Source organism: Bifidobacterium simiiventris (genome assembly GCF_019331715.1).
GTDB lineage: Bacteria > Actinomycetota > Actinomycetes > Actinomycetales > Bifidobacteriaceae > Bifidobacterium > Bifidobacterium simiiventris.
This window is the reverse complement of the sequence record NZ_JAHBBG010000002.1, coordinates 321964-348906: the sequence shown is the minus strand read 5'-3', so window position 1 is coordinate 348906 and position 26943 is coordinate 321964. Positions and strand designations below refer to the sequence as shown.

Below are 26943 nucleotides of genomic sequence, written 5' to 3'. Positions count from 1 at the left end.
AGGCGGTTCAGCCCTTCTGTGCCTCGTTCTTCAGCGCGGCGACTGCCTCGTCGATCTTCGAGGCGTCGGCGCCGCCGCCCTGGGCGAAGTCCGGCTTGCCGCCGCCACCGCCGCCGAGGATCTTGGATGCGCCGCGCACGAGGTCACCGGCCTTGATGCCGGCCTTGCGGGCGGCTTCGTTGGTGGCCACGGCGACCATCGGCTTGTCGTCTTCGGACACGCCGGCGAGGGCCACCACGACCGGGGCCTCGTCGCCGAGCTGGGCACGCACGTCGAGCACGGTCTTGCGCAGTGCATCGAACGAGCCGAAGTGGCCGACGTTCTTTGCAGCGACCTTGATCGGGGCCGCGGAGGCGCGGGTTTCGGCGACGAGCGCCGGCATGGCCGCGGCCAGCTGGCTTTCGTACATGGCCGCGAGACGGCGATCGGATTCCTTGAGCTTGGCGAGCAGCGTGTTCACGCGTTCGGCCAGCTCGTCGGGACGGGCGTTGAGCTTGTCGCTCAGCTGGGAGACGAGCGCGTGCTCGCGAGCGTTGAAGTCGTACGCTCCAGCGCCCACGAGCGCGTCGACACGACGCACGCCGGAGCCGATGGACGCTTCGGACATGATGTTGACCATGCCGATCTTGCCGACGTGGTCGACGTGGGTGCCGCCGCACAGCTCACGGCTCCAACCGTCCTCGCCGATGGAGACGACGCGCACGATGTCACCGTACTTCTCGCCGAACAGGTGCATCGCGCCGAGCGCGATCGCGTCGTCAAACTTCATCTCGCGCGTGGTGACGGCGAGGTTGTCGCGCAACTTCTCGTTGACGCGGGCCTCGACGGCATTCATCACGGACTTCGACGGGGCCTTGGACCACTGGAAGTCGAAGCGCAGACGGTTCGGGGCGTCCTCGGAACCACGCTGGGTGGCCTGCGGGCCGAGCTCCTCGCGCAGCGCCTTGTGCACCATGTGCGTGGCGGTGTGCGAGCGGGCGATGGCGCCGCGGCGATCGAGGTCGATGCTGGCGCTGACCGGCGCGCCGACGCGCAGCGTGCCTTCGGTCAGGCGGCACTGGTGGACGGTCAGGCCCTTGATCGGCTTCTGCACGTCGTCCACTTCGAGCACGGCGCCGTCGTCGGTCAGGATCTCGCCCTGGTCGGCGAGCTGGCCGCCGGCCTCCGCATAGAACGGGGTGCGGTCGAGGATGACCTCGACGTTCGCCGGGGCCATGACGACCGGCACGGAACCCTTGCCTTCCTGCATGATGCCGAGCACGGTGCCGCGGGCGGAGTATTCGGTGTAGCCGAGGAAGTCGATCGGCTTGACGAGCGTCTTCTTGAAGTCGTCGTAGACGGACAGGTCCACGTTGTGGCGCTTCTTGAGCGCGTCGGCGCGGGCGCGGGACTTCTGTTCAGCCATGAGCTCGCGGAACTTGGCCTCGTCGACCTTGACGCCCTGGTCGGCGGCCATTTCGAGGGTCAGCTCGATCGGGAAGCCGTAGGTGTCGTGCAGCGTGAACGCGTCGGCGCCGGAGACGGTGGCGTCGACGCCGGATTCCTTGGCCTTCTTGACGGCCACGTCGAGAATCTGGATGCCGTTGTCGAGCGTGCGGCGGAACGCGTCCTCCTCGCCGTAGGCGGCTTCGGACACGTCGTGGAACGTGTCGTTGAGCTCCGGGTAGCTGGCGACCATCGCGTCCTTGGACACGGGCAGCAGCTCGGGGATGACCGGATCAGTCACGCCGAGCACGCGCATGGCCTGGATGGTGCGGCGCAGCAGACGGCGCAGCACATAGCCGCGACCGACGTTGGACGGACGCACGCCGTCGGACATGATCATCAGGGCGGAACGCACGTGGTCGGCCACGACGCGGAACTTCACGTCGGCCTTCTCGTCCTCGCCATACTTGCGACCCGACAGGCGTTCGGCGGCCTCGATGACCGGGAAGACCTCATCGGTCTCGTAGATGTTCTGCTTGCCCTGCATCAGGTAAGCGAGGCGCTCAAGGCCGGCACCGGTATCGATGTTCTTGTTCTCGAGCTCGCCGACGATGTGCAGGTCGGTCTTGGACTTGACGTTGTCGACCTCGTAGTTCTCGAACACGAGATCCCAGATCTCGATATAGCGGTTCTCGTCGGCGATCGGGCCGCCCTCGACGCCGTATTCGGGGCCACGGTCGACGTAGATCTCGGAGCACGGGCCACCGGGGCCGGGGCCGCCGGTGGTCCAGAAGTTGTCTTCCATGCCCATGATCTGGATGTGCTCGGGGTCGACGCCCTCGTTCTTCCACATCGAGCGGGCTTCCTCGTCGTCGGTGAACGTGGTCATCCACAGCTTCTCCGGGTCGAAGCCGTAGCCGCCCTGTTCGCGCGGGGTGGTCAGCAGCTCCCACGCGTAGTGGATGGCCTCCTCCTTGAAGTAGTCGCCGAAGGAGAAGTTGCCGAGCATCTGGAAGAAGGTGCCGTGACGGGTGGTCTTGCCGACCTCGTCGATGTCGAGCGTGCGCACGCACTTCTGGTTGGAGGCCATACGGTGCTTCGGCGGGGTCTGCTCGCCCATGAGGTACGGGATGAACGGCACCATGCCGGCGATGGTGAACAGCGTCGTCGGGTTCGGCGAGATCAGGGATGCCGAGGGCACGATGAGATGGTCGTGCTTGCCGAAATAGTCAAGATAGCGCTTCGCGATTTCTGAAGTGCGCATTGGTGGTTTGAACTCCTTGTTTTTGGACGGGACCTCGATGCGAGCCGCCCGGATGTTTGCGTTGCCGTCCGATAGGGCTGTGCTGGATGGAAGACTGCGGAACGCCTACGGCTACCGGTCCGCGCGCTCCGTATAGGTCTTGGTCAGTTCAGCCTCGCGGGCTCGGCGGGTCGCGTTGAATTCGTTGACCAGTCCTTCGAGCGTGCGCATGGTCACGTGGTCCTGATCGGGGCCGAGCACGAACTGGCGCATCACGTCGGGCGTGTTCGCCTTTACATAGGCGTTCGCCTTCGATACCGCGATCACTCCGGCCGCGAAACCGAGTCCGATCCAGAAGAGTCGTTTGAACATCACTCCCCCTTGGTCGTCTTGCCGGCCGACTGCTTCGCGAGGAAGGAGCGCGCCGTGGACTTGAGCGCGTAGGTGGCGGAGACGATCTTGATGATGGGCTTGCCGAGGAACGAGCCGTACAGGTCGGTCAGCGCGCCGACGTTGTTGGCCGTGGTGGATGCGGCGGCGGAGATGCGGTTGACGTCCTCGAGGGACTTGTTCACCTGCTTGACGGTGGTCACGCCCTCGTCAAGCGCGGGAATCGCATGCTCGCCCGACTCCCTGACCGTCTCGGAGATCTGATCGAACAGTTTGCCGAGGCGGATCAGCGGGTAGATCATGAATCCCGCAAGCACGGCGAACGCGATCGCGGCGATCAGTCCGGCGATTTCTCCTACACCCATCTGAACCTCTTTCCTGCATCACGGCATGGCCGTGCACACAATACCCGCACAAGCCTAGCCAACGGGCGCGACGCACGCAAGCGCCGCGGAATGCTCACTGGTTGTATCGCACGATCGTGAGTGCCTGATCGAACGGCTTCGTCGTATCGAAGTCGACGTCGGTGACCGACCCGTTGGCGGGCCGCTCGCTCAAGTCGAGATCGTCGCTGCCGAAGCGGTGGGCGAGGCTGAGCAGCGTGTTGCCGTGGGAGATCTGCAGGACGTCGTCGCCGTCCTTGAGACTGGGGTTGGCAGCGATCAGTGCGAACGCGCCCTCGACGCGGCTCCAGTATTCGGCGTCGGATTCCGCATCGTGGAACGGGTCGGCTTCCTTGAGGAAGTCGCGCGTGGCGGCGAGGCCGAACTTGGCGACGATGTCGTTGTAGTTCTTCGCACCGTGGGGACCGCCGGCGGCCGTCCAGGCGAGCGACATGTCCTGGCCTTCGAAGTAGCCGTAGCACTGTTCGCGGAAGTGTATGTCCGAGACGAGTTCGGGGCGCGCGTGCCCGGCGGCCTCGTTGATGTCGAGGATGCGGGCGGCGGTGATCTGCGCGCGCGACGTATCGGAACAGTATGCGGCGGCGAAATCGTAGTGTTCAAGCTTGTGCCCGGCCTTGTCGGCGTCGGCGAGTCCGGATTCGGTGAGCGGCGCGTTGCACCAGCCCTGCAGTCGGTTGTAGCGGTTGAACGTGGTCTGCCCGTGGCGGACCAGATGCAGATGCAGAATCATGGTTCGATTATGGCACCGCATGTGGTCGTGCCGCGGATGCCGGGTCGCGGGCCCTCACACGACTCTTGGCCGGATACACGAACGCCCCGGGGCGTATGCCACGGGGCGTTCGTGCGTATGTATGTCCTTAAGCTGTAAATTCTTACAGGGTGAAGAGGATCCAGATCAGCGAGCGTAGAACTCGACGACGTACTGGATGTTGACCTGAACCGGGATCTCCTCGGCTTCGGGCTTGCGGGTCAGGGTCGCCTTCAGGGAGGCGAGGTTCACGTCGAGGTAGCCGGGAACCGCGGGCAGCACGTCACGGTGCACGCCTTCGGCGGCGATCTGGAACGGAACCATGGTCTGGCTCTTGGCCTTCACCTGGATGGTCTGGCCGGGCTTGACGCGGTAGGACGGGCGATCCACGATGTTGCCGTCGACGAGGATGTGACGGTGCACCACGAACTGACGGGCCTGGGCGGTGGTGCGGGCGATGCCGGCACGCAGAACCAGGTTGTCGAGACGGGTCTCGAGATCGGTCAGCATGGCGTTGCCGGTCTGGCCGGCGGTGCGGGTGGCCTCGTCGTAAGCGCGGCGCAGCTGCTTCTCGGACACGCCGTACTGGGCGCGCAGACGCTGCTTCTCGCGCAGACGCACCGCGTAATCGGACTCGGTGCGACGGCGGGTGCGGCCGTGCTCACCCGGAGCGTACGGGCGCTTTTCGAAGATGCGCTGAGCCTTCGGGGTCAGTGCGATGCCGAGGGCGCGGGACAGGCGCACCTGACGGCGGGAACGCTGAACGTTCGTCATTGGTTTATTCCTTTGGTTGTTCTGTCGTTGTCTGAACGGAACGCGGGCATCGGGTGACGCCCCCGCTGAGCCGGCCTCTCCAGCGCTTGTCTCGCGCGACGCGCGAACGACAGGGAATCTTGCGGTTCCCGGTCGCCGACCCGCTGACGGGCTAAGGCTCCCAGACGGTATGGCCTGACGGCACACACCAAATGTCGACTATACACAGGAGGTGCGGACAGACCATGTCGACCCGTGCCGCCGGCCACTCGGCTATGCCTCCGTGAGCACGCCGCGATCCATCCGGTAGGTGCGGTCGACATAGCCGAGCGCGTCCGGATCGTGCGTGACCATGAGCACGGCGGTACCCGCATCGGCGGTTTCACGCAGTAGTGTCATGACGATGGCCGTGCTCTCCGCATCCAGGTCGCCGGTCGGCTCGTCGGCGATGAGCAGTGTCGGTCGGTTCATCAGTGCACGGGCGATCGACACGCGACGCATCTCGCCGCCGGAAAGCTCCTTCGGATAACAGTCGGCCAGATCGGACACCTGCAACGCGTCGAGCAGCGTGCGGGCGCGTCGCGTGACCGCATCCTCGGTCTGCGTCTCGTGTCCGGCCGGCGCGATCACATCAGGCATGTCCGGATCGGGTTCTGGCGCGTCCTGCGGCATGTCATCGCCGGATCGCGCATCTCCGGCGCCGTCATCGGCCGCCGGCTCCCCCATCATCACGGCCGGCAGGATCACGTTGTCCAGCACCGTCAGGTTCGCCAGCAGCGTGGCCGACTGGGTGACGAATCCGATCGTGCGGTTGCGCAGCCGCGCCATGTCACGGTCGTTCAGCGAGCCGACCATGCGGCCGTCGACGCTCACCGTGCCCGAAGTCGGCTTGAGCAGTCCGGTGACGAGGTTGAGCAGCGTGCTTTTGCCGTTGCCGGACCGGCCGACGATCGCGACGAACTCACCTCGGTCGACGCTCAGGTTGACATGGTCGACGGCCGCGAACGCGCTGCCGCGTCGTGTGAAGGTGCGGGTCAGATCATGGATGTCCAGTACCGCCATGTTCACTCCCCCTCACGCAGCGTCAGATACGTTTCCGGCGCGGACAGTTTCACGGCGGTCACGATCGACGCGATCAGGCCGGTCGCCACGGCGAACAGCAGTCCCGCCGCGATCAATACGAACACGGTCACGACTCCGGTCTGCAAATAGGGCAGTTGCAGCTGTTTGCCGATCAACGTGTTGAACGGCAGAATTGCCAGCGTCGCGGCGGCGATGCCTGCCACACCGCCGATGAGGCCGATCGTCGCGGATTCCCTGACGATCAGGCCGACGAGCATGCCGCGCGTGGCTCCCATGATGCGGTAGGCGGCGAACTCGCGTTTGCGTTCGTTCATCGCGGAGGCGAACACCGCGAGCAGTACGATCAGTCCCATCGTCCAGAACACGGCGAGGAACAGGCCCGCATAGCCGACGAGCGCGTCGAGGTTGGCGCGCGTGGTGGCCGTTACGCCGCCCGGATACACGTAGCCGAGGGTGCTGATGCCGCTGGCCTTGGCGATGTTGTCGGCCACGGCGTGCGCGTCGTAGCCGTCCGCGGTTTTGATGAGCACCGCGGAGACGGCCGTGTCGGCGTATTCCTGAGGGATGGCGGCGTGACCAACCTTGGCGGAGTACGAGACGACGTCGGGGATGGTGGTCTCGTTGACGAACACCGAATTGTCGAGGCTGGTGCCGGTGGACGCGAGTTGCGCGGCGACGGGGAAATCGTGGTTGTACAGTCTGATCGTGCCGTTTTCGGACACGTTGATGTTCGCGCCGGCGACGACTTCGCCGTTCTTGAGCGTGCCGTCGTACTGCGAGGTGATCCACGGTTCGATGACGAAGTCGGTGGCCGGGTCGAAGCCGATGATCTGCACCTTTTCGTCGCAGCAGGCGGCGGCGAGCGACGAGATGTACGTCTGTGCGGTCGCCTGGCCGATGCCGTCGGCCTTGGAGACGAGACCCGCGATGTCGTTGGTGAAGTAGAACGTGCTCGAGCTTCCGCTGGTGAGCAGCGCCTCGGCTTTGGCCCCGGTGTTCTGCGGCACAACCATGAGGTCGGCTCCCATGCGTTCCTGCATACTGTCCAAGCCGGTTCTCAGGTTCGTCGCGAGCAGCGCGCCGCCGTAGAACGCGACGGTGAGCATGGTGACGACGATGACGAGCGCGGCCGTACGGAACGGCTTGCGTTTGAGATTCTCGAAGGGCAGTCGCCCGAGGGTGATGCGGGGCATGATCACCGCGCCGTCTTGGTGCCGCGGATGTCCAACCACACCGCGATGGCGGCGAAGATGATCATGAGCACGCCGAGCACGATGAGCGTGGGCAGGGTGACCATATGGCAGTGCATCATCGCGCCCTTGCACACGCCGATGAGCACGGTCGGCACGGCGATGACGAGCGCGGCGTTAAGCGCGACCGCGATGTTGAGGCCGGCACGCACCTTGGGTTCGACGAACAGGCCGATCACGCCGAGCAGCGCGATGACGACGCCGAGGCCGAGTGCGGCCTGCGCGGTGTAGTGGCAGGCCATCTTCATGCCGTCCTCCACCTTGCATACGTAGGCGAAGGTCTGCGGGGCGATGGCGATCAGCGTGCCGAGCACGATGGCGGGCAGGGTGGCGAACAGTTTGCGGGTCATGTCTTCCTCTCGTAGATGTCTGCGAACTGTGCAGATTATTCCAGTAACGAAATGGAAAAACAAGACTTGACTTATCCGCTTTTTCTGCTACATCACCGCCGCGAAGACTCCTATCGAAATCTCGCTAGAGCTTTTCAATAGGAGCAACACGCAGCATCAGGCGCTTGACGCCGGCGGAGCCGAAATCGACGGTGATGATCGAGTTGCGGCCCTTGTCCTGAGTGTCGACGATCTTGCCCAGACCGTACTGGTCGTGCGTGATGCGGTCGCCGACATGGAAATCGGCGATGTTGAGCTGATTGTCCTTGTTCAGTGACGACGAGGGCACGCCGGACGACGAACCGGCGCTCTTCGGCGCGACGCGACGCGTGGTCACCTTGCCGCCGCGCGACGAACCCGAGCCGGACGATGAACCATAGCGCGAACCGTATCGGGACGACGAGCCGGAACCGTACGACGAACGCGAGCCGCCGGTCGAGCCGGAACCGTACCGGCCGGATGTTCCCGAACCGTACGACGAGCCGGAACCGTAGGACGACGATCCATACGAGGACCCGCCGTAGGTCGAACGCCCCGACGAGCCGTATCCGCGCGCCCCGTACGACGAGCCCCTGTCATATGACGAGGAACCGGAACCGTACAACGAACCGCCGAATGTGGTGCCCGAACCGAAGTCATCGTCGCCCCAGCCGCCGAACTCGTCGTCGTCGCCGAAGCCGCCCTGCCAGCCGCCGCGCATACGCTCGACGCCGGCCTCGCGCCGCTTCCAGTCGATCAGCCCGTCCGGAATCTCGTCGAGGAACTGGCTCGGCATCATCTCGTTGGCCTGCCCCCACTGGGCGCGCACGGCGGCGCGCGTCACATACAGCCGCCGCTTGGCGCGCGTGATGCCCACATATGCAAGCCGCCGCTCCTCGGCCAGCTCGCTGGTGTCCTCGAGCGCGCGAGAATGCGGGAACGTGCCCTGTTCCATGCCGGTCAGGAACACGACTGGGTATTCGAGGCCCTTGGCTGTGTGCAACGTCATGAGCGTCACCTTGCCGGAATCCTCGCCTTCGGCGGGCAGCTGGTCGGAATCGGCCACCAGCGCGGTCGTTTCAAGGAACCCGGCCAGTGTCGCGTCCGGCGTGTTCTGCTCAAATTCGGCCGCCACGGACTGCAGCTGCGACAGGTTCTCGACGCGCGAGGCGTCCTGCGGGTCCTCGGATTTCTTGAGTTCGTCGAGCAGTCCGGATTTCTCGAGTACTTCGGCCACGATCATGCTCGGCTTGTTGGCCGGGTCGGCCGCGAACGTACGCAGCCCGTCCATGAGGTCGCGGAACGCGCGCAGCTGGTTCGCGGTGCGGGTCGGCACGCCTTCGATCTGGTCGAGCCGTTCGATCGCCCCATAGAACGGGATCGCGTGCGCGTCGGCATAGTCTGCCATCACCGCTTCGGCCCGCGCACCCAGTCCGCGTTTGGGCACGTTGAGGATGCGCCGCATGTTCACGTTGTCGGCCGGGTTGACGATGGCCTGCAGGTAGGCGATCGCGTCCTTGATCTCGCGACGTTCGTAGAATCGCGTACCGCCGACCAGCTGGTACGGCAGCCCGGCGTTGATGAGGCCTTCTTCCAGCGAGCGCGACTGCGCGTTGGCGCGGTACATGATCGCCATGTCCGAGTATGGGATGCCTTCCTCGCCGTGCAGCCGGGCGATCTCGTTGGCGATCCAGCCGGCCTCCTGCTGCGCGTTGTCGGCCGCATAGCCGACGATCGGCTCGCCTTTGCCGAGCGCGGTCCACAGTTTCTTCGGCTTGCGTCCCTCGTTGCGGGCGATCACCGCGTTCGCCGCGTCGAGGATGGTCTGCGTGGACCGGTAGTTCTGTTCGAGCATGATGGTCTTCGCGTTCGGGAAGTCCTGTTCGAAGTCCTGGATGTTGCGGATGTCCGCGCCGCGGAACGCGTAGATCGACTGGTCGGAGTCGCCGACGACGGTGATCCATGCCTGGCCGTCGCGGCCGGCGTTGCGCGGGGTCTGGACGGGCTGCTGCATGGCACGAACGGGTGCGGGCGGCGCGGCGGCTGGCATCATCGGCAACGCGGTTTCGTCTCCCCAGCCGCCCCAGTCGTCCCATTCGTCCTGCGGTGCGGGAGACATCACCGGCATCGGCTGCGCGACGGGAGCCGCTACGGGGGATGCCACGGAGGAAACGGCTCCCTGCGCCATGCCGGAGTGCTGCACGGCATCGACGCCGGCCAGCTCGCGTACCAGCACGTACTGCGCGTGATTCGTGTCCTGGTACTCGTCGACGAGGATGTACCGGAACTTGTGGCGGTAGTAGTCGGCGACGGCCGGGTCGGTGCGCAGCAGTTCGACGGTGCGGCCGATCAGATCGTCGAAGTCGACGGCGTTCGCGGCGGCGAGACGGTGCTGGTATTCGGCGTAGATGACCGCGTACAGCGCTTCGACGTCGCCGGGATTGCCAATCCGGTATCCACGCTGGCCGGGTTTGTAGTCGGGCGCATGCTGCTTGAGCCGACTCTGCCAGCTTTCGAGATTGTTCTTGTAGTCCGAGATGCGGCTCAGGATCGCACGCGGCGTGTAGCGTTTGACGTCCACGTTGAGGTCGGCGGCGATGAGCTTGACAAGCCGCTCGCAATCAGCCGTATCGTAGATCGAGAATCCGGAGTTGAGTCCGATGGCTTTGCCATCGCGGCGCAGGATGCGCACGCAGGCCGAATGGAACGTGGACACCCACATGCGTTCGGCGACCGGACCGATAAGCGTGGCGAGGCGTTCGCGCATTTCGGCCGCGGCCTTGTTGGTGAACGTGATGGCGAGAATCTGACTCGGCCATGCGTTGAACTGGCTAAGGATGTAGGCGATGCGCCGAGTGAGCACACGCGTCTTGCCCGAGCCGGCGCCAGCGCCGATGAGCAGCGCCGGCCCGCGGTATTGGACGGCTTCGGCCTGCTGAGGGTTGAGATCGCCCACGAGTTCGTCTGCGGTTCGTGCGATGAGATCCGGATCCTGCTGCACGCTGCTCCCCTTCACGTTCGTTCGGTTCGTTGCGCCGTTTTCGGCCTTACTTGTCTACCATAAGTCACGGTCAGGCGCCATGATCGACGATCCAGCCGGCGATCGCGTCCTTGACCGTCTGCGCGTACAGCTCCTGGCCCTGTGCGCCCGGGTGGATGCCGTCCGCGCCCAGCCATTCGGGATGCGCGCCAATGGCCGCGTTCCAGTCGGCCACGGTCACGTTGCCGGCGTGGGCGCTCGCATAGTCGAAGGTGGCCTGATTGGCGAGCGGGATCCACGAACGGTCGCCGTATGCGGTGACGAGCACGAACACATGACCGTCGCCTGCCGCGTTCACGATGGCATCCAGCTCCTCGGCGTTGGTTTCGGAGTTCGTGTTGAGCGAGATCACGACATACTTGCGCAACTGGCCCTGTGCCTTGAGCGTGGAGACGATGCCCGGGCCCTTGAGCACCGAGCGGGACACCTGAGCGTCGACGACCACGCCGGGCAGCAGCTTGCTTAAGGACGGCGACGCGCCGACCGTCACGGAATCGCCGATCACGGTCACGTTCTTGCCGTCGAGATGCTTCAACGCCTCCTGCTTGGCCTGTTCGCGCTTGCGGGCGGCCTCTTCGGCGCGCTTCTTTGCTTCGGCGGCGGCCTTCGCCGCGTCCGCATCACTTTGGCGTTTGTCGGCCTGCTGGTCAAGCACGCCCTGGTTCTGCTCAAGTTCCATTTGGATGCGCGACTTGGCGGGAGCGTCCTTGACGCCCATCAGGAAGCCGACGGCGGCCAGCATGACGACGACCACGGTGGCCGTCACCCGCTGCCATGAAGGGATGCCACGCACCGGGCGCAGCGAGGCCTGTTCCTGTTCGCTCATCGGGACGAACGCCGGCATATCACGATCCACATTGGACACGACCCGTACAGATGCCGTAGACGCAGCCTGCGCACCGACGCCGGACTTGTCCCGGCGAGTACGCAGCGCCGCGATCCACTCGGCGACCGGCCGCTCGACCATCCACCACGACAATGCCGCCATCAGTCCGCTGGCGACCAGCGTCAAGAGCCAGATCAGCCACATGCCGCGGCCGCGCCAAGCCGGCAGCAACAGTTGGATCAGCAGGAACAGCGGCCAATGCCACAGGTAGATGCCGTACGAATACTTGCCGAGCAACGCCAACGGACGCCACGTGAACAGGTCATTCATCCACGAATCGTCGACAATACTGCCGCCGATGACGATCACGGTCAGGATCGCCGCCGCGAACAGGCCGCCGCGGAACGCGGACGCATTCTGTCCGACGTGCATCATCAGCGTGAGCAGCGTCAGCAACGCGACCGTCGCCAGCCATGGGGCACCGGTGCGCGTCCATGATGCCGGGATCGCCACGGGCAACTTGCCCGCTCCGATCTTCGTCTCGGCCGGCTGCCCGTTAGCGGTCGCCGTTTCGAGACAGTGCACGAGCAACGCCAGGGCAAGTCCCATCAGCAGTCCGAAGCAATGCGTGTCCGTGCCGAAATACACGCGGGTCGGGTCGGTCTGCGGACGGTACAGCAACGCCATGCCCACGGCGGACAGCGCTGCCAGCACGACGATCGCCGACAGACGCGCCACGAACGAACGGAGTCGCTGCAACAGCATCACCAGCAACGGCATGATGATCGTGAACTGGGCCAGCAACGCAACGAACCACAGGTGGCGCAACAGTTGCGGCGACGTCGAGTCAAAATAGCTGCCGCCGGTGGCGATCTCGTACCAGTTCGACGCGAACAGCGCGGACGCGGCGCTCGTGCCGCCGATATGGACCAGCGTATCCCGGTCCACCAGCCAGCCGAGTCCCACCGACGCGGCGATCGTCAGTAGCATGGCCGGCCACAGACGGGCCAGCCGGCGCAGATAGAACCAGCCGAATGCGATCCGACCATCGCGGTCGAGTTCTCGCAGCAGGCTCGTGCCGAGCAGGAATCCGGAAACGGTGAAGAACATGTCGACGCCGACGAAGCCGCCGGGCAGCGTGCGCTGCGACAGGTGGTACCACATGATGCCGATGAGTGCGATGCCCTTGATGCCGTCCATGCAACGGTATCGGGCCGCGGAATGCTGTCTGGTCGATTGTGCTTGCGTTTCCATCACCCCGTCATGTTACGACGGGAGCGGACAGAAACGGGATGGTCGGCGTGGGATGATCGGGCACGCGCGAAATCGGGGTGTTCAAGGGGTGCTTTTGGCCGATTTGCAAGGCGGCGGGGCATCGCGAGCGTCCGCATGGCAAGCGTGTTTCCATTCCCCGGCGCGGTCATCTGGCCGGCGTAGACTGACAACTTACACAATATTCGCCCATCCAGATTCGTCAAAGGAGTGGTATGCAGGAACTCGAGGATCGCATCCGCAAGGAAGGAACCGTCAAGGAAGGCAACGTGCTGAAGGTGGACGCCTTTCTGAACCACCAGTGCGACGTGGCGCTCTACGATGCCATGGGCAAGGCGTGGGCCGAGCATTTCGCCGGCAAGCACATCACCAAGATCCTCACCATCGAGGCGTCCGGCATCGGCATGGCATGCGTGGCCGCGCGTCACTTCGGCAACGTGCCGGTCGTATTCGCCAAGAAGGCGCAGTCGATCAACCTCGACGGCGACCAGTACGTGACCACCGTGTACTCGTTCACCAAGCAGCGCGAGTTCCCGGTGATCGTCTCGCGCAAGTACCTCGGCCCCGAGGACCATGTGCTGCTCATCGACGATTTCCTTGCGAACGGCAAGGCGCTGCACGGCCTGATCGACATCTGTAAGCATGCCGGCGCGAGCGTCGAAGGCATCGGCATCGCCGTGGAGAAGGGCTTCCAGGGCGGCGGCGACCAGCTGCGCGAGGAAGGCTATGATGTGGATTCGCTCGCGATCGTCGAGTCGATGGACCCTGCGACCGGCGAGATCGAATTCCGTCACTGATTTCCAAGATCACTGATTTCCAAGAGAAGAACAACAAGAGAGGAACCCATTGTCTGAGAAGAAGCAATCCGAAGCCGTCTCGTTCGAGGCGCTGAGCAGCCTCGACGCGCCCGTCTCGTTCTGGAAGGGCATTCCGTTCGGCCTGCAGCATGTCATGGCCATGTTCGTGGCGAACCTCGCCCCGATCTTCATCGTCGCGTCCGCCGCGAAGATGGATGCCGTCCAGTCCGCGGCGATCATCCAGGCCGGTCTGCTGGTCGCGGGCCTGGGCACCTGCCTGCAGCTGTACGGCGCGTGGCTGATCGGCTCGAGGCTCCCGATGGTCACCGGTATCTCGTTCACCTATGTCGCGGCCGCATGCGCGATCGCAGCCGACAAGGGCTACGGCGCAGTCGTCGGCGCGGTGATCGTCGGCGGTCTGCTCGAACTCGTGCTGGGTCTGACGGCGAAGTACTGGCGCCGGTTCGTGCCGCCGATCGTCTCCGCGATCGTCGTCACGTCGATCGGCTTCTCGCTGCTCAACGTGGGCGCGACCTCGTTCGGCGGCGGTTCGGGCGCGAAGGACTTCGGTTCGTGGCAGAACCTCACGCTTGGTCTGATCTCCTTGGTCGCATGCCTCGCGTTCCAGCTGCTCATGAAGGGTACCGCCAAGCAGCTGTCCGTGCTGTTCGGCCTCGTCGTGGGCTATGTGGTCGCGATCTGCATGGGCAAGGTCGATTTCTCCGGATTCCAGAACCTGGCGATCGTCTCCCTGCCGCAGTTCATGCCGTTCAAGCCGACGTTCGATTGGGGTTCGATCATCTCGCTCGGCCTGCTCTACGTCGTTTCCTCGGTCGAGGTGCTCGGCGACACGGCCGCGCTGACCAAGGTTGGTCTGAACCGTCAGCCTACCGAACGTGAGACCGCGGGCGCGATCGCCGGCGACGGCCTGATCTCCTCCGTGTCCGGCCTGTTCGGCTGCCTGCCGCTGACTTCGTTCGCGCAGAACATCGGTCTGGTGGCCATGACCAAGGTCGTCAACCGCAAGGTGATCCTCTCCGGCGGACTCATCTTGGTCTTGGCGAGCTTCGTGCCGGCCATCGCCGAGGTGTTCAACTCGCTGCCGCAGGCCGTGCTCGGCGGCTGCACGATCATGATGTTCGGCAACATCATCCTTTCCGGCTTCCAGATGATCGCCGAGGCCGGCTTCTCGCAGCGCAACATCACGATCGCGGCGCTGAGCCTTACGATCGGTATCGGCTTCACGCAGGTGAGCGATATCTTCAGCCAGTTCCCGGCCCTGTTCCAGCAGATCTTCGCCTCGAACTGCATCGCCGTCGCCTTCGTTGTCGCCGTCATCCTCAACGCCGTCCTGCCGAGTGAGGAGCATTTCCTCGCCGCTCGCGGTGAGGAATAACAGGCACGGTCTCGCCGCGAGCGGTGAGGAATAAACCGACAAAGCACCGGTCATAATCATCATTCCAAGGGTTCTCGCCAATTTCGACGGGAACCCTTTCCTGTATGTGAATTCTCCATGAACCGCCGTCCCAGCAGCCTAACCTGCGGCACAATGGTGTCAAGGAGGCTGGCCATGACCGACGACTACACCGCGAAGATGACCGAGCTGATCGACCTGATGCGTCTGATCGGCAACGACACCCAGCAATGCGAGGTCAAGGAGTGCAAACGCCGCATTTCATCGACCATCACCGACACGCTGTCCGCGTTCTCGAACGGCTCGGGCGGCTGGATCATTCTGGGATTGTCGGAAAAGGCCGGGTTCACGCCGGTCGAGGGGTTCAACGCGCGTGCCATGCAGGAGTCGCTCAGCCAGGCATGCGAGAAGATGACACCGGTGGTGCGTCCGACGATCGTAACGTGCCCGTTCGAGGGCACCAACCTCGTGTTCGCCCGCGTGGATGAGATGCTGCCGCGCGACAAACCCTGCTTCCTGACCGAACAAGGGCCGTACAACGGCTCGTACATCCGCACCGGCGACGGCGACCGGCATATGAATTCGTACGAGGTCGACCGGCTCATCGAGGAGCATCTGCAACCGACCTACGATCTGGATATCGTGCCGAACGCCACGATCGACGATCTCGATCCCACACTGGTGTCAGGATTGCTGGCACGGGTTCGCGAACAGCATCCGCACGTGTTCGCCGATCGCGCCGACGCCGATGCACTGCTCGACCTTCAGGTGATGCGCCACGACGATTCGGATCCGTCGACGGTCGGCGGCGTGCTGCGGCCGACGCTGGCCGGCCTGCTCGCGTTGGGACGTTACCCGCAGAAGTATTATCCGCGGCTCGGCATTTCGATCGCCGTGTTCCCGGGTATCAGCAGGGACGAGGTGTTCCGCGGCGACGAACGGCTGGTCGCCTCGAAATCGATCGTCGGACCGATCCCGGTGATGATCGACGATGCGGTGGAATCGCTGATGCATTGGATCGGCGCGAAGAAGCCCAACTATCCGCCCGTCGTGCTGCGCGAAGCGATCGCGAACGCGCTCACGCACCGCGACTACTCCCCCGATGCCCGCGGCACGCAGGTGCATGTCAGCGTGTTCACCGACCGCATCGAGATCGCCAATCCGGGCGGATTGTATGGCACCGTCACGCACGATGTGCTCACCGATCCCCATCCGGTATCGGGAACGCCGTTCCAGTCGACCCGTAACCAGTTCCTGTTCACATTGCTCGAATCGACCCCGTATCCGAACGGCGGATACGTGAACCCCGAGGGCGGCGACGGCTACCAGCGCATCGCCGCCGCACTGCGGGAGGCCGGCATCGAACCGGCGACCACGGTGAACACGATCAACACGTTCACCATGACGATCACCAAGCAGCGCACCGCACGGCTCGGCTCGCCCAGCGACATTTCCAAGGCGATCACCACGGTGCTGGAACGCCATTCGGCGATGAGCGTCAAGGAGATCATGCGCGAGCTGCAACTGACCCCGCTCGCCGCCACCGCCGGTCTGCGCGAACTGCTGCGCGAAGGCCGGGTCACCCCGGTGCGATTCCAGGATGACCCGGACCAGCGGTACCGGTTGAATATCGGTCACAACTCCTGACCGAACGGCCGACGCCGCAGGGGATGCGTCTTACGCTTCCGCGAGCTGCGTCGTCGCGGCGGCCGCATCCGTGGGCCGCATCCTGCGCACACGTCCCACGGCGAGCCCGATGCACACGAACGTCACCGCGTACAGGGCGATGATGCCGATCCCGCCCATCCAGCCGACGGCATCCGCACCGCCCGCGCCGACGCCGAGCGCCGCATCGATCGATGACGTGTACCACCAGCCGGGCGTCAGCCTGACGAACGGGATGATCGCGTCGGGCATCATGCTCACCGGGAACGCGATGCCCGACGTGAACAGGATGAGCAGCCCGAACACGTTGGCGAACCCGTTGGCGGCCGTGTCGGAAGCCCCGAATTCGCCGAGCATGAATCCGCAGGCCACGCACATGAGGCTGAACATGCACACCGAACCGAACGCCATGGCCACGCCGCCTGCTGGCAACGCGGCCGGATTCGCCCCGGCCGCCGCCGTCAGTCCCAGCGCGGCGATCAGATAGGCCATGCAGATCAGCAGTGCGAACACGCACAGCACGCCCATGCGCTTCAATCCGATCGACGCGCCGACCGGGGATGCCGTGAGTCTGCGCCGCAGTTCGCCGGCGCCGAACACGCGGGCCACAAGGCTCACGCATACGCTCAGCGTGAGGAACAGCGGGTAGAGCGCGGTCTTCATCGTGTCGCCGAATCCGGAGGCGACCGGATTGACCGCACCGGCGTCCCGTTCGTCCTGCGATTCGGTCTTCTCCACGGCGACCGGCCGGTTGACGTCCGCGTCGTGCGCGGTCTTCGCGGCGTTCCCGGCCGCGTCGCGCACATCGTTCATCGTCAGATCGGTCAGCGTGCCTTCCGGCAGCGTGTCGAAGTCGAACGTCGACGGGTCGATCGTGAGATTCGACCAGTCTCCGGCCGTTCCTGCATCCGGGCTTGCGGACGAACCGGCCTGCGCTCCCCCGCCGTTCATCGTGCCCGCCATGCGTTCATACCATGCTTTGAGTTCCGTCTGATCGACGTGCGCGTGCCCGCCGATCAACGCGACGCGGACCAGCGAAAGGAACCCGCTCACGTTCATGCCGCCGATCGTGCCGGCTCCCGACGTGTAGCTGGTGACCGTCTCGACTTGCGGCATGTCGCCGCCGGAACGTGCGGCCTTGAGGAACCGGTCGGCATAGCCGTCGGGGATGATGACGATGAGATCCGTCCAATTCGAGGCGACGGCCTGCTGCAGCGATTCGGAGTCGTCGTCCAGATCGACCAGCGTGGCGGATTCGGACAGATAGTCGCGCAGGGAGTCGGCGATGCCGCCGCGGTTCTCATCCCGGTCGACGACGGCGACGTTGACCTTGGCCGGCTCGTACGTGTCGGCCACAGGCCGGTTGGCGGCGGTGATCTGCGACCAGCTGAGCGTGAACATCATGACGCCCATGAGCACGAGATAGATGATGATGTACGTGCGGTGCGCGAGCAGGACGCGCACGGTGGCCTTACAGGTGTTCATAACGTTGCCTCCTGAGCATGATCACGCCGGCCGCGAGAAACACTGCGCTCATCGCGAGCAGGATGGTGCAGGTGCGGACGAACGGTTGGGTGCTGTCGTAATACATGAGCGAGTAGAACAGGTCGGTCACCTGTTGGGCGGGGTTGATGACGGCGAGGATCGGCGTCTTGCGTGCGATCATGTCGCTCAGGTCCATCGCGAATCCGCCGTACAGGCCGCTGAACAGCGACAGTCCGCATGCGATCGCGGTGGATATGCCCTGTTTGACACCGTCCGTGAGTTTGGGGATCGCGCCGATCATCGTGCCGAACGAGCAGGCCATGAACGAGGCGACGAGTACGGCCAGAACGGCCAATGGTTCGCGACCGCCGACCTCGATGCCGCACACGTAGCGGATGTAGGCGAGCGCGACGAGCAGGCACGCGCATGCGCACAGCCATCCGGCGAGGAATCCGGCGAGCAGCTGTCTGGCGCGGCCGAGCGGTGCGACGGTGCGGCGGATGCCGAGCGCGGAGAGGTTCGCCTGTGCGGTGGTGACCGTATGGATCATGTACGACATGGTGAGTAGACAGGCCATGCCCATGAGCGCGTAGTAGTATCTGGCCATCACGTCGGGTTTGAAATTGGTGAGCGAGATCTCCTTCGTGCCGTTCACGGATGAACCGATGCCGTTCCAGAACGTGCGCGTGAGGGCGGCGGTCGGGTTGTCCTCGAGCGCGGACTTCACGGTCGCGCTGGTGCGGTTGTATTGGTCGATCACGTTGTCGAGCGCGGCCAGGGAGACGTCGAGTCCCACGTCCTGCGTGCCGTTGTTGGCGATGGCGACGGTGTCGGAACCGAGCGTGAGTTCGATGCGCCCGTCGTCGTCCGCGGCGATGATGCCGTCCGTCTTGCCTTGGGTCAGCAGGTCGCGCGCCTGCGATGCGGAATCGACGTTGGTGACATCCAGCAGTCGTACGCCGATGTCGATGTCGCCGATCGTCTTGTCAGCGTTGTCGCCGGTCTTGCCGCCGTCTGATTGGCCGGCGAGCGCGTCGATCAGCGTGTCCGCGCCGAGCGCGTTCGTCCAGTTCGTGTCCTGGACGACGGCGACGGGCACCGGGGTGATGCTCATGGCCTTGTCGAGTCCGCCGAACACGCCGTTGAACATGGTCGACAGCGCGATCGGGAACACGATGAGCCAGAACAGGGAGCTCTTGTCGCGCAGGTTCGTTTTCAAGGTGACGATGAAGGTGCTCCACATAGCGTTCTCCTTTCCTTGGACCGAGTGACGGGGCATTCAGTCCCGCAGCGCCTTGCCGGTCAGTTCAAGGAACACGTCGTTCAAGGTCGGCGGCCGGCTGGTCAGATGGCCGAGGTTCGCGCCCGCGCCGCGCAGCACGCCGATCAGGTCGACGAGGTTGTGATCGCCGCGCCGGCATCGCACGGTCAGTTCGTGCCCGTCGTACGTCGCTTCGATCACGAAGGCAAGCGCGCGTACGGCCGCGAGCGCGTCGTCGCTCAGGTCGAACGTTTCGATGGTGATCCGCTCCCCCGTGTCGATCATGGCCTTCAATTCGTCGGCGGTGCCGAGCGCGAGGTGACGGCCGTGGTCCATGATGAGGATGCGGTCGCAGATCTGTTCGACCTCCTCCATGTAGTGGCTGGTGTAGATTACGGTCGCGCCGGCCTGGTTGAGCTTTTGGATGCCTTCGAGGATCGCGTTGCGGCTCTGCGGGTCGACGGCCACGGTCGGCTCGTCGAAGAAGATCAGGTCAGGCTTGTGCGCGATGCCGCAGGCGATGTTGAGTCGGCGCAGGAGGCCGCCGGAGAGTTTGCCGGGGCGGAACTTGCGGAACTCGTTGAGTCCGGCGAAGTCGATCGCCTCTTCGACGAGCGGCGCACGGTCGGCTTTCTTGGGCACGTACAGCGAGCAGAAGTAGTCGATGTTTTCGGTGACGGTCAGTTCGTTGAACACGGCGACGTTCTGCGGGACGATGCCGATGCGGCGTTTGAGCGCGTAGCTGGTCGGCGTCATCGGTTGGCCGAACACGCGGATGGTGCCGGCATCGTAGGTGAGCAGCGCGAGGATGCAGTTGATGGCGGTGGTCTTGCCGGAGCCGTTGGGGCCGAGCAGACCGAAGATCTCGCCTTGGCTCACATCGAGGTCGAAGTAGTCGAGCGCGACCATGTCGCCGTATCGTTTGACCAGTTGGCTGACGTGGACGGCCGGTGTGTTGTCGGTCATGTCCGCTCCTTTCCTTGGGGGTGGTTTCATCATCGCGCGTCGGCGGCGGTGACACCACAGCCATCCGTCACGACTTGGGCGCTCATCCGTGACATTTGTCACGGGTATGCCGGTTCCCGGGATGTTCACGTCGAATCCCGGGAACCGGCTACCATGGGGGCATGCTCATCTTGCTGGAAAAAGCGCTGCTCCTGGCCTGTTCGACGGCCATGGCGGCGGTCTCCGACGTTGATGTGCTCTCTCTGATCGGCCTGTTGGCCGCAATCTCCCTGTCGTGCCTGACCGAATGGCTGATGGCGCGGCGCGGCGCCATGGCGGCCGTGCCGGCGCTCGCCTTGATGACAGCGTCCTTGCTCGTGCCGAGCTGGTGCGTGTTCATGCCGACCGTCGCCTACGACTTGGCACGTCTGCCGTCGATGCTGCATGATGCGCGTGCGGACCGGCTGATCAGATGGCTGCTGCCGGTGGCGCCGGTGGCCGTCGCGATGGTTCGAACGACCGCCGTCGCCGACCATCTGATATTGCTTGTGGCCGCGGCGGTCACCGTAATCGGCCTGATGCTGGGCTTGTCGCGTGCGACGGCGATGCGTCTGCGCCGATCGTTGCGGCACACGCAGGATCTTGCCCGTGACGGCAATCGCGTCAACCGCCGCCGCATGGCCGATGTCGCCGAGGAACGCGCCCAGTCGGTGCGTATGGCGACCTTGGGCGAACGCACGCGCATCGCCCGCGAGATCCACGACAACGTCGGCCATTTGCTCACCCGCGCGATCATGCAGGCGCAGGCCGGCAAGGCGGTGGCCGATGCGACGGGAGACACGGTCGCCTCGCAAGGATTCGGCGCATTGCACGGCACGTTGGATGAGGCGATGACGATGGTACGTCGCTCCGTGCATGATCTGGAGGATGACGGCACGGATTTCGTCGCGCAGATCGCGGACGCGGCGCACTCGTTCGGCGAGACGTCCGCCGGATTCACGGCGACCCTGTCGAACGAGATCACGGATGCTCCGGCGCCGGTGACACGCTGTTTCGCCGCGGTGATCCGCGAGTCACTGTCAAACGTGGCGCGGCACAGCGACGCGGCATCCGCGACGGTCACGCTGCGTGATTTTCCGGCGATCTGGCAGCTGGTCGTCGAAGATCCGGGGCCGGCGAAGCCTGAGTCCACCCGTCATGCCGAGTCCGACCCCGAGGCGATGCGCGGCATGGGGCTGGCCGATATCGACGCCCGTGTGCGCGCACTTGACGGCACGGCGTCGTGCGGCCCGTATCATGACGGGTGGCGTGTGTTCGTCACGATTCCCAAACGGCGCTGGACGTACCATGATGCTGACGGCAAATATGACGGAACCGTTGACGGAAGCGCATCAAGGAGCTGACATGAAAACGGCGATTGTGGACGACGATCCGATCGTATGTCAGTCATTGGCGACGATCCTGACGGCGACGCATGTGTCGGATGTACTGTGGACGGCGAACGACGGTGATGCTGCGGTGACGGAGTATTTCCGCTCGCCGTCGAGCCGGCCGGACGTGCTGCTCATCGACGTGCAGATGCCCGGCAAGGACGGGCTGACGGCCGCCCGGGAGATTCTCGCTAAGGACCCGGCCGCGAAGATCCTGTTCCTGACCACGTTTGCGGACAAGTCGTATATCACGCAGGCAGTGGCGTTGGGCGCGCGCGGCTATCTCATCAAGCAGGATGTCGCGTCGGTCGGACCGGCGTTGCAGGCGGTGATGGCCGGGCAGATCGTGCTCGGCGCCGAAGTGCTCGGCAAACTGTCCGAATCGGGATCCCCTGCCAAGGCCGATCATGCGGCCGACCGTGAGGCGTTCGCCATGCTGCCCGACCGCGATCTCGACATCGTCGCGCTGGTCGCCGAGGGACTCGACAACCGTGACATCGCCGCCAGACTGTTCCTGAGCGAGGGTACGGTGCGCAACCGCATCAGCGGCATCCTTGACAAGCTGGGACTGACGAACCGCACGCAACTTGCGATCATGTGGATCAGCGCCTACCGCTGATCGTCTCCTCGGTTTGTGACGCAGCCCTGTCATTTCGAGCGAGGCAAAGCCGAGTCGAGCAATTTTTCGAAGCCCTCGGCCGGCCGGAGAGGCCACCGTCAGCTGTTCTTCATGACGATGCTGTCGATGGCGTCGGCCACGTGCTCGCAGTCGTCGGCGCACTGTTCGAGGTGACGATACACGTCATGCCACGCGTACACCTGCATCGGATCATCGCAGGTGGTGTGCAAGGTGCGCATCGCCTCGATGAACACATGATCGGCGTCGGTTTCGATGGTGTTGATGTCGAACACAAGTTCGCGCAGCGTCTTGGAACGCTTGAACTGCGGCAGCTGGGCGACAAGCTCCGCGATCCGCTCGCAGGCGCGCACGACCATGTCGGCCAGCTCGAGCGCGTCCTCGCGCATCACGGTCACGTTGTCGTAGTACATGCGGTCGAGCACGCCTTCGATGCTGTCGGTGACGTTGTCGAGGATGTGGCTCAGTTCGGCGATGTCCTCGCGGTCGAACGGCGTGATGAACGCGGTCACCAGTTCGTCGAGCATCCGGTGGCGCACCTCGTCGGCGGCCTGTTCAATGCGGTGCATCTCGTCCATGCGCGTCCGCAGCTGCGTCGGGTCGAATGTGTGCATGACGTCGCTCAGCAGATGCGCGGCCTGACAGGCGTAGTCGGCGCTCTGCTTGAAGCCGTCGAAATAGAACGAGTCGTTTTTCCTTGCCATTGGGGTTTCCTCCTGAACCTACTCAGATAACGGCGGTCTAGAACACGAACATGAACAGTTTGGCCATGACGAAGCTGATAATGCCGCAGCCGGGGAACGTGAACACCCAGGTGAGCATCATGTCGCGCACCACGCCGAAGTTGATGGCCGACAGGCGGCGGACCGCGCCGACGCCCATGATGGCGCTGGTCTTGGTGTGCGTGGTGGAGACGGGAATGCCGAGCACGGTCATGAGCAGCAGGCACAGCGCGCTCGACAGGTCGGCGGAAAAGCCCTGGTACTTTTCGAGACGGACCATGTCCTGCCCGACGGATTTGATGATCTTCTCGCCACCGACCGATGTGCCGACGCCCATGATGGTGCTGCACAGGATCATGAGCCATACGGGGATCACCACTCCGGCCACGCTCGGCTGGCCGTTGCAGAACGCCATGCCGAGGAAGAGCACGCCAATGAACTTCTGACCGTCCTGCGCGCCATGCATGAAGCTCATCGCGGCCGCGCCGACGATCTGCGCGTAGGTGAAGAACCCGTTGGTGCGGCGGCGGTCGAGTCCGGCGCAGATCAGGGTGACGGCCTTGCATACGATCCATCCCATGCCGAAGCCGATGACGAGGCTGGCCACGAGGCCGTAGAGCACCTTGACCCATTCGCCCATGTTGATGCCACCCATGCCGCCCTGGATGGCGATAGCCGCACCGGACAGGCCGGCGATGAGGCTGTGGCTTTCCGACGTGGGGATGCCGAGCATGGATGCGCCGACGCTGTAGATGACGATGGAGAACAGCGCCGCGCATAACGCGATGAGCGCGGCGTGCGTGTCGCCGCCGAAGTCGACCATGTTGGAGATGGTGGATGCGACCGATGCGTTGAGCTGCGTCATGAGGAACACGCCGAGGAAGTTGAGCACGGCGGCCATGATGACGGCCGAGCGCACACGCATACACCGGGTGGTCACGCAGGTCGCGATGGCGTTGGGAGCATCGGTCCATCCGTTGACGAAGATGACGCCGAGCGTTAGCAACGTTGTCACGGCCAGTGCAGGGTTGGAAAGCACCTGTTGGACGAAATACGACAGGGACACATCCACGGGGAATCGGTCCTTCTTCTTCGAGGGGCGGGAATCGAACAGTCCGATTGTATACGATACGTGGCTACGTAGTCACATCATTCGTGTCGTGTTGTTCCTTGTTACTTCCTCAACAGGGCCATGAAATATAAAAACGCTCCCCGAGGTTTCCCTCGGGGAGCGTTGCTCCCTTATGACCTAGCGATCAGGCTATCGTCACTCGTTGTCGCCGGCGGTGGCGGCGGTGGCGGTGATGGCGCCCTTCTCCTCGGTGTTCAGGCCGGAGTACACCCAGTCGGTGTAGTCCGGGTGATCGTAGCCGTTGTCGACCGCGAACTGGAAGGCTTCCTGACGGAAGGCCTCGAGCTCGGCGATCTTGTCGGCGTACTTGTCGGCGTCGATCATGCGCAGGGCCTCAGCGGTCAGCTCGTAACGATCGATGCGGTTCACGCGAACCATGTCGTACGGCGTGGTGGTGGAGCCTTCCTCCTCGTAGCCGTGGACATTGAAGTTGTCGTGGTTCGGACGATCGTAGATCAGGCCGCGCACGTCGTGAGCGTAGGAGTGGTACGCGAACAGCACCGGCTTGTCGGCGGTGAAGATGTCGGCGAACTCCTCGTCGGTCAGGGCCTCGTCGTTCTCCTTGGCGGACTGCAGGGAGAGCAGATCAGCCACGTTGACGACCTTGAACTTGATGCCCAGTTCCTTCAGCTTGTCGGAGGCGGCCATGATCTCCTGAGTCGGGACATCGCCGGCGGCGGCAAGCACGACCTCGGCCTCATCGTTGGTCTTCGCGGTGGAAGCCCAATCCCAAGCGGCGGCACCCTTCTCGAGCTCGGCGCGAGCCTCGTCGAGGGTCAGCCAGGTGGCGGCCGGCTGCTTGCCGGCGATGATGGCGTTGATCTTGTTGGTGGACTTGTAGCACTTCTCGGCGATGGCCAGCAGCATGTTCGCGTCGGTCGCGAAGTAGATGCCGATGACGTGGTCGTTGTGGAAGCACTTGTTCAGCAGGACGGAGGTGACGCCCGGGTCCTGGTGCGAGAAGCCGTTGTGATCCTGACGCCACACGTGCGAGGAGACCAGCAGGTTCATGGAGGCGATCGGCTTGCGCCACGGGATCTCGCGGACGGTAGCCTCAAGCCACTTGGCGTGCTGGTTGAGCATGGAGTCGATCACGTGCACGAAGGACTCGTAGGAGCTCCAGATGCCGTGACGGCCGGTGAGCAGGTAGGCCTCGAGGAAGCCTTCCATCTGGTGCTCGGACAGCTGCTCGACAACCTGGCCGGAGACGTGCATGTGCTCGTCGACCTCGTCGGAGATGTAGCCGGCATCCCACTGCTTGTTGGTGACCTCGTAGGAGGCCTGCAGACGGTTGGAAGCGGTCTCATCCGGTCCGAAGATACGGAAGTCGTGCATGTTGCGGGCGATGATGTCGCGGGTGTAGGCGCCGAGGGTACGGGTGGCCTCGAGCTGGCCCCAGCCGTGGCCGTACTTCTTGACTTCCTTGACCTCGTAGTCCTCGAGGTTCGGCAGATCCAGATCCTTGCGGATCACGCCGCCGTTGGCGTTCGGGTTGGCACCGATACGCAGCTCGCCCTTCGGCATGAAGGCGGTGACGTCTTCCTTCACGGCGCCGTTCTCGTCGAACAGCTCCTCCGGCTTGTAGGACTCGAGCCAGTTCTTGAGGACCTCGAAGTGAGCCTCGGTATCGCGGGCGGAAGCCAGCGGCACCTGGTGCGAACGCCAGGAGCCCTCGGTCTTCTTGCCGTCGATGTACTTCGGGCAGGTCCAGCCCTTCGGGGTGCGGAAGATGAGCATCGGGTAGAACGGACGATGCACATTGTCGGTCTGGGCGGTCGCCTTGATGTCGCAGATCTCGTCCCAGATGGTCTCCCACAGCTCGGCGAAGCGGCGATGGATGGACATGTGGTCCTCATCGTCGAAGCCGGCGACGAACTCGTACGGCTCGTAGCCCATGCCGTGGAAGAACTCGTGGAGCTCTTCGTCGGAGATACGCGACAGGATGGTCGGGTTGGCGATCTTGTAGCCGTTGAGGTGCAGGATCGGCAGCACGATACCGTCGGTGCGCGGGTTCACGAGCTTGTTGGACTGCCAACCGGTGGCCAGCGGGCCGGTCTCGGCCTCACCGTCGCCGACGATGGCCGGCACGAACAGGGACGGGTTGTCCATGATGGCGCCGTAAGCGTGGGACAGAGCGTAACCCAGCTCGCCACCCTCGTGGATGGAGCCCGGGGTCTCCGGAGCGAAGTGGGACGGGATGCCGCCCGGGTAGGAGAACTGACGGAAGAACTTCTGCAGACCAGCCTCGTCCTTGGTGATCTTCGGGAAGGTCTCGGTGTAGGTGCCGTCCAGGTAGGACTGGGAGGTACCGGCCGGGCCGCCGTGGCCCGGGCCCATGATGATCACGGTGTTCTGGCCGTGGTCGGCGATGAAGCGGTTGATGTGGCCGATGAGGAAGTTCAGGCCCGGAGTGGTGCCCCAGTGGCCAACCAGACGGTGCTTGACGTCTTCACGGGTGAACGGCGCCTTCATCAGCGGGTTGGAACGCAGATAGATCTGGCCGATGGAAAGGTAGTTGGCGGCGCGCCAGTACTTGTCAACGCCTTCGAGGGCTTCCTCGGAAACCGGAGCGTTGAGCTTCTTCCAAGGGGTGCCAATAACAGGACTCGTCATATGTACTCCTGTACTCCTGCACTGTGTTGTGCGATTGATT

Annotated in this window: 21 protein-coding genes; 5 read left to right on the top strand and 16 right to left on the bottom strand. The window is 64.2% G+C overall.

Features of this window, described 5'->3' with window-relative positions; all coding sequences use genetic code 11:
- Positions 1–7: 7 nt before the first annotated feature.
- The 10 genes from alaS to KIH76_RS03860 all read right to left on the bottom strand — a co-directional run bounded on the left by alaS (position 8) and on the right by KIH76_RS03860 (position 12784).
- Positions 8–2689: an alanine--tRNA ligase gene (gene alaS, locus KIH76_RS03910; RefSeq protein ID WP_214373487.1), complete on the bottom strand. Its 2682-nt coding sequence runs from the start codon at positions 2687–2689 to the stop codon at positions 8–10.
- Between the two features lie 111 nt (positions 2690–2800).
- Entirely contained in the window at positions 2801–3040 is a 240-nt protein-coding gene (locus KIH76_RS03905) for a hypothetical protein (protein WP_214373486.1), read from the bottom strand.
- Positions 3040–3423: a DUF948 domain-containing protein gene (locus KIH76_RS03900; protein WP_214373485.1), complete on the bottom strand. Its 384-nt coding sequence runs from the start codon at positions 3421–3423 to the stop codon at positions 3040–3042. Before KIH76_RS03900 ends, KIH76_RS03905 begins: the two co-directional genes overlap by 1 nt.
- A 94-nt stretch (positions 3424–3517) precedes the next feature.
- On the bottom strand, positions 3518–4192 hold the full coding sequence (locus KIH76_RS03895) for a histidine phosphatase family protein (protein WP_214373484.1): 675 nt from the start codon (positions 4190–4192) through the stop codon (positions 3518–3520).
- 165 nt (positions 4193–4357) lie between these two features.
- Positions 4358–4984, bottom strand: coding sequence for a 30S ribosomal protein S4 (rpsD, locus tag KIH76_RS03890; RefSeq protein WP_214373483.1), 627 nt, complete (start codon positions 4982–4984; stop codon positions 4358–4360).
- 252 nt (positions 4985–5236) lie between these two features.
- Positions 5237–6025 (bottom strand): ABC transporter ATP-binding protein, encoded by a 789-nt coding sequence (locus tag KIH76_RS03885; RefSeq protein WP_214373482.1) that lies wholly within the window; start codon positions 6023–6025, stop codon positions 5237–5239.
- 2 nt (positions 6026–6027) lie between these two features.
- Positions 6028–7239, bottom strand: a complete 1212-nt coding sequence (locus KIH76_RS03880; protein WP_214373481.1) for an ABC transporter permease — start codon at positions 7237–7239, stop codon at positions 6028–6030.
- Positions 7240–7241: 2 nt separating this feature from the next.
- The gene (locus KIH76_RS03875) at positions 7242–7646 is read right to left on the bottom strand and encodes a DUF4418 family protein (protein WP_214373480.1); all 405 of its coding nucleotides are present in this window, start codon (positions 7644–7646) and stop codon (positions 7242–7244) included.
- Positions 7647–7770: 124 nt separating this feature from the next.
- Positions 7771–10665, bottom strand: a complete 2895-nt coding sequence (locus tag KIH76_RS11535; protein ID WP_338023568.1) for an ATP-dependent helicase — start codon at positions 10663–10665, stop codon at positions 7771–7773.
- Between the two features lie 70 nt (positions 10666–10735).
- On the bottom strand, positions 10736–12784 hold the full coding sequence (locus tag KIH76_RS03860) for an acyltransferase family protein (protein ID WP_236036806.1): 2049 nt from the start codon (positions 12782–12784) through the stop codon (positions 10736–10738).
- Between the two features lie 233 nt (positions 12785–13017).
- Here KIH76_RS03860 and KIH76_RS03855 point away from each other — a divergent pair, with 233 nt between their 5' ends.
- From KIH76_RS03855 to KIH76_RS03845, 3 genes are all read left to right on the top strand, one after another.
- Complete coding sequence (locus KIH76_RS03855; protein WP_214373479.1) at positions 13018–13599, top strand: xanthine phosphoribosyltransferase; 582 nt, start codon at positions 13018–13020, stop codon at positions 13597–13599.
- A gap of 49 nt (positions 13600–13648) precedes the next feature.
- Positions 13649–14995 (top strand): nucleobase:cation symporter-2 family protein, encoded by a 1347-nt coding sequence (locus KIH76_RS03850; RefSeq protein WP_214373478.1) that lies wholly within the window; start codon positions 13649–13651, stop codon positions 14993–14995.
- Positions 14996–15169: 174 nt separating this feature from the next.
- Complete coding sequence (locus KIH76_RS03845) at positions 15170–16660, top strand: ATP-binding protein (protein ID WP_219069372.1); 1491 nt, start codon at positions 15170–15172, stop codon at positions 16658–16660.
- A 30-nt stretch (positions 16661–16690) separates the two neighbouring features.
- Here KIH76_RS03845 and KIH76_RS03840 read toward each other — a convergent pair whose 3' ends face one another.
- Genes KIH76_RS03840 through KIH76_RS03830 form a run of 3 tightly spaced genes read right to left on the bottom strand, consistent with a single transcriptional unit; the run spans position 16691 to position 20390 of the window.
- Positions 16691–18163: an ABC transporter permease gene (locus KIH76_RS03840; protein ID WP_214373476.1), complete on the bottom strand. Its 1473-nt coding sequence runs from the start codon at positions 18161–18163 to the stop codon at positions 16691–16693.
- Entirely contained in the window at positions 18150–19406 is a 1257-nt protein-coding gene (locus KIH76_RS03835) for an ABC transporter permease (RefSeq protein ID WP_219069370.1), read from the bottom strand. The genes KIH76_RS03840 and KIH76_RS03835 overlap by 14 nt, the downstream gene beginning before the upstream one ends.
- A 36-nt stretch (positions 19407–19442) precedes the next feature.
- Positions 19443–20390: an ABC transporter ATP-binding protein gene (locus KIH76_RS03830; RefSeq protein ID WP_236036805.1), complete on the bottom strand. Its 948-nt coding sequence runs from the start codon at positions 20388–20390 to the stop codon at positions 19443–19445.
- Positions 20391–20551: 161 nt separating this feature from the next.
- Here KIH76_RS03830 and KIH76_RS03825 point away from each other — a divergent pair, with 161 nt between their 5' ends.
- Together KIH76_RS03825 and KIH76_RS03820 are read left to right on the top strand one after the other, a co-directional pair.
- Positions 20552–21772: a sensor histidine kinase gene (locus KIH76_RS03825; RefSeq protein WP_219069366.1), complete on the top strand. Its 1221-nt coding sequence runs from the start codon at positions 20552–20554 to the stop codon at positions 21770–21772.
- 1 nt (position 21773) lies between these two features.
- Positions 21774–22418 carry a response regulator transcription factor gene (locus tag KIH76_RS03820; RefSeq protein ID WP_219069364.1) on the top strand — a complete coding sequence of 215 codons (645 nt, stop codon included), beginning with the start codon at positions 21774–21776 and terminating at the stop codon, positions 22416–22418.
- A 98-nt stretch (positions 22419–22516) separates the two neighbouring features.
- Here KIH76_RS03820 and KIH76_RS03815 read toward each other — a convergent pair whose 3' ends face one another.
- The 3 genes from KIH76_RS03815 to KIH76_RS03805 all read right to left on the bottom strand — a co-directional run bounded on the left by KIH76_RS03815 (position 22517) and on the right by KIH76_RS03805 (position 26903).
- Positions 22517–23140 (bottom strand): DUF47 domain-containing protein, encoded by a 624-nt coding sequence (locus KIH76_RS03815; RefSeq protein ID WP_219069361.1) that lies wholly within the window; start codon positions 23138–23140, stop codon positions 22517–22519.
- A gap of 37 nt (positions 23141–23177) precedes the next feature.
- Entirely contained in the window at positions 23178–24230 is a 1053-nt protein-coding gene (locus KIH76_RS03810) for an inorganic phosphate transporter (protein WP_214373470.1), read from the bottom strand.
- A gap of 195 nt (positions 24231–24425) precedes the next feature.
- Entirely contained in the window at positions 24426–26903 is a 2478-nt protein-coding gene (locus KIH76_RS03805; protein WP_163230528.1) for a phosphoketolase, read from the bottom strand.
- Positions 26904–26943: the final 40 nt, after the last annotated feature.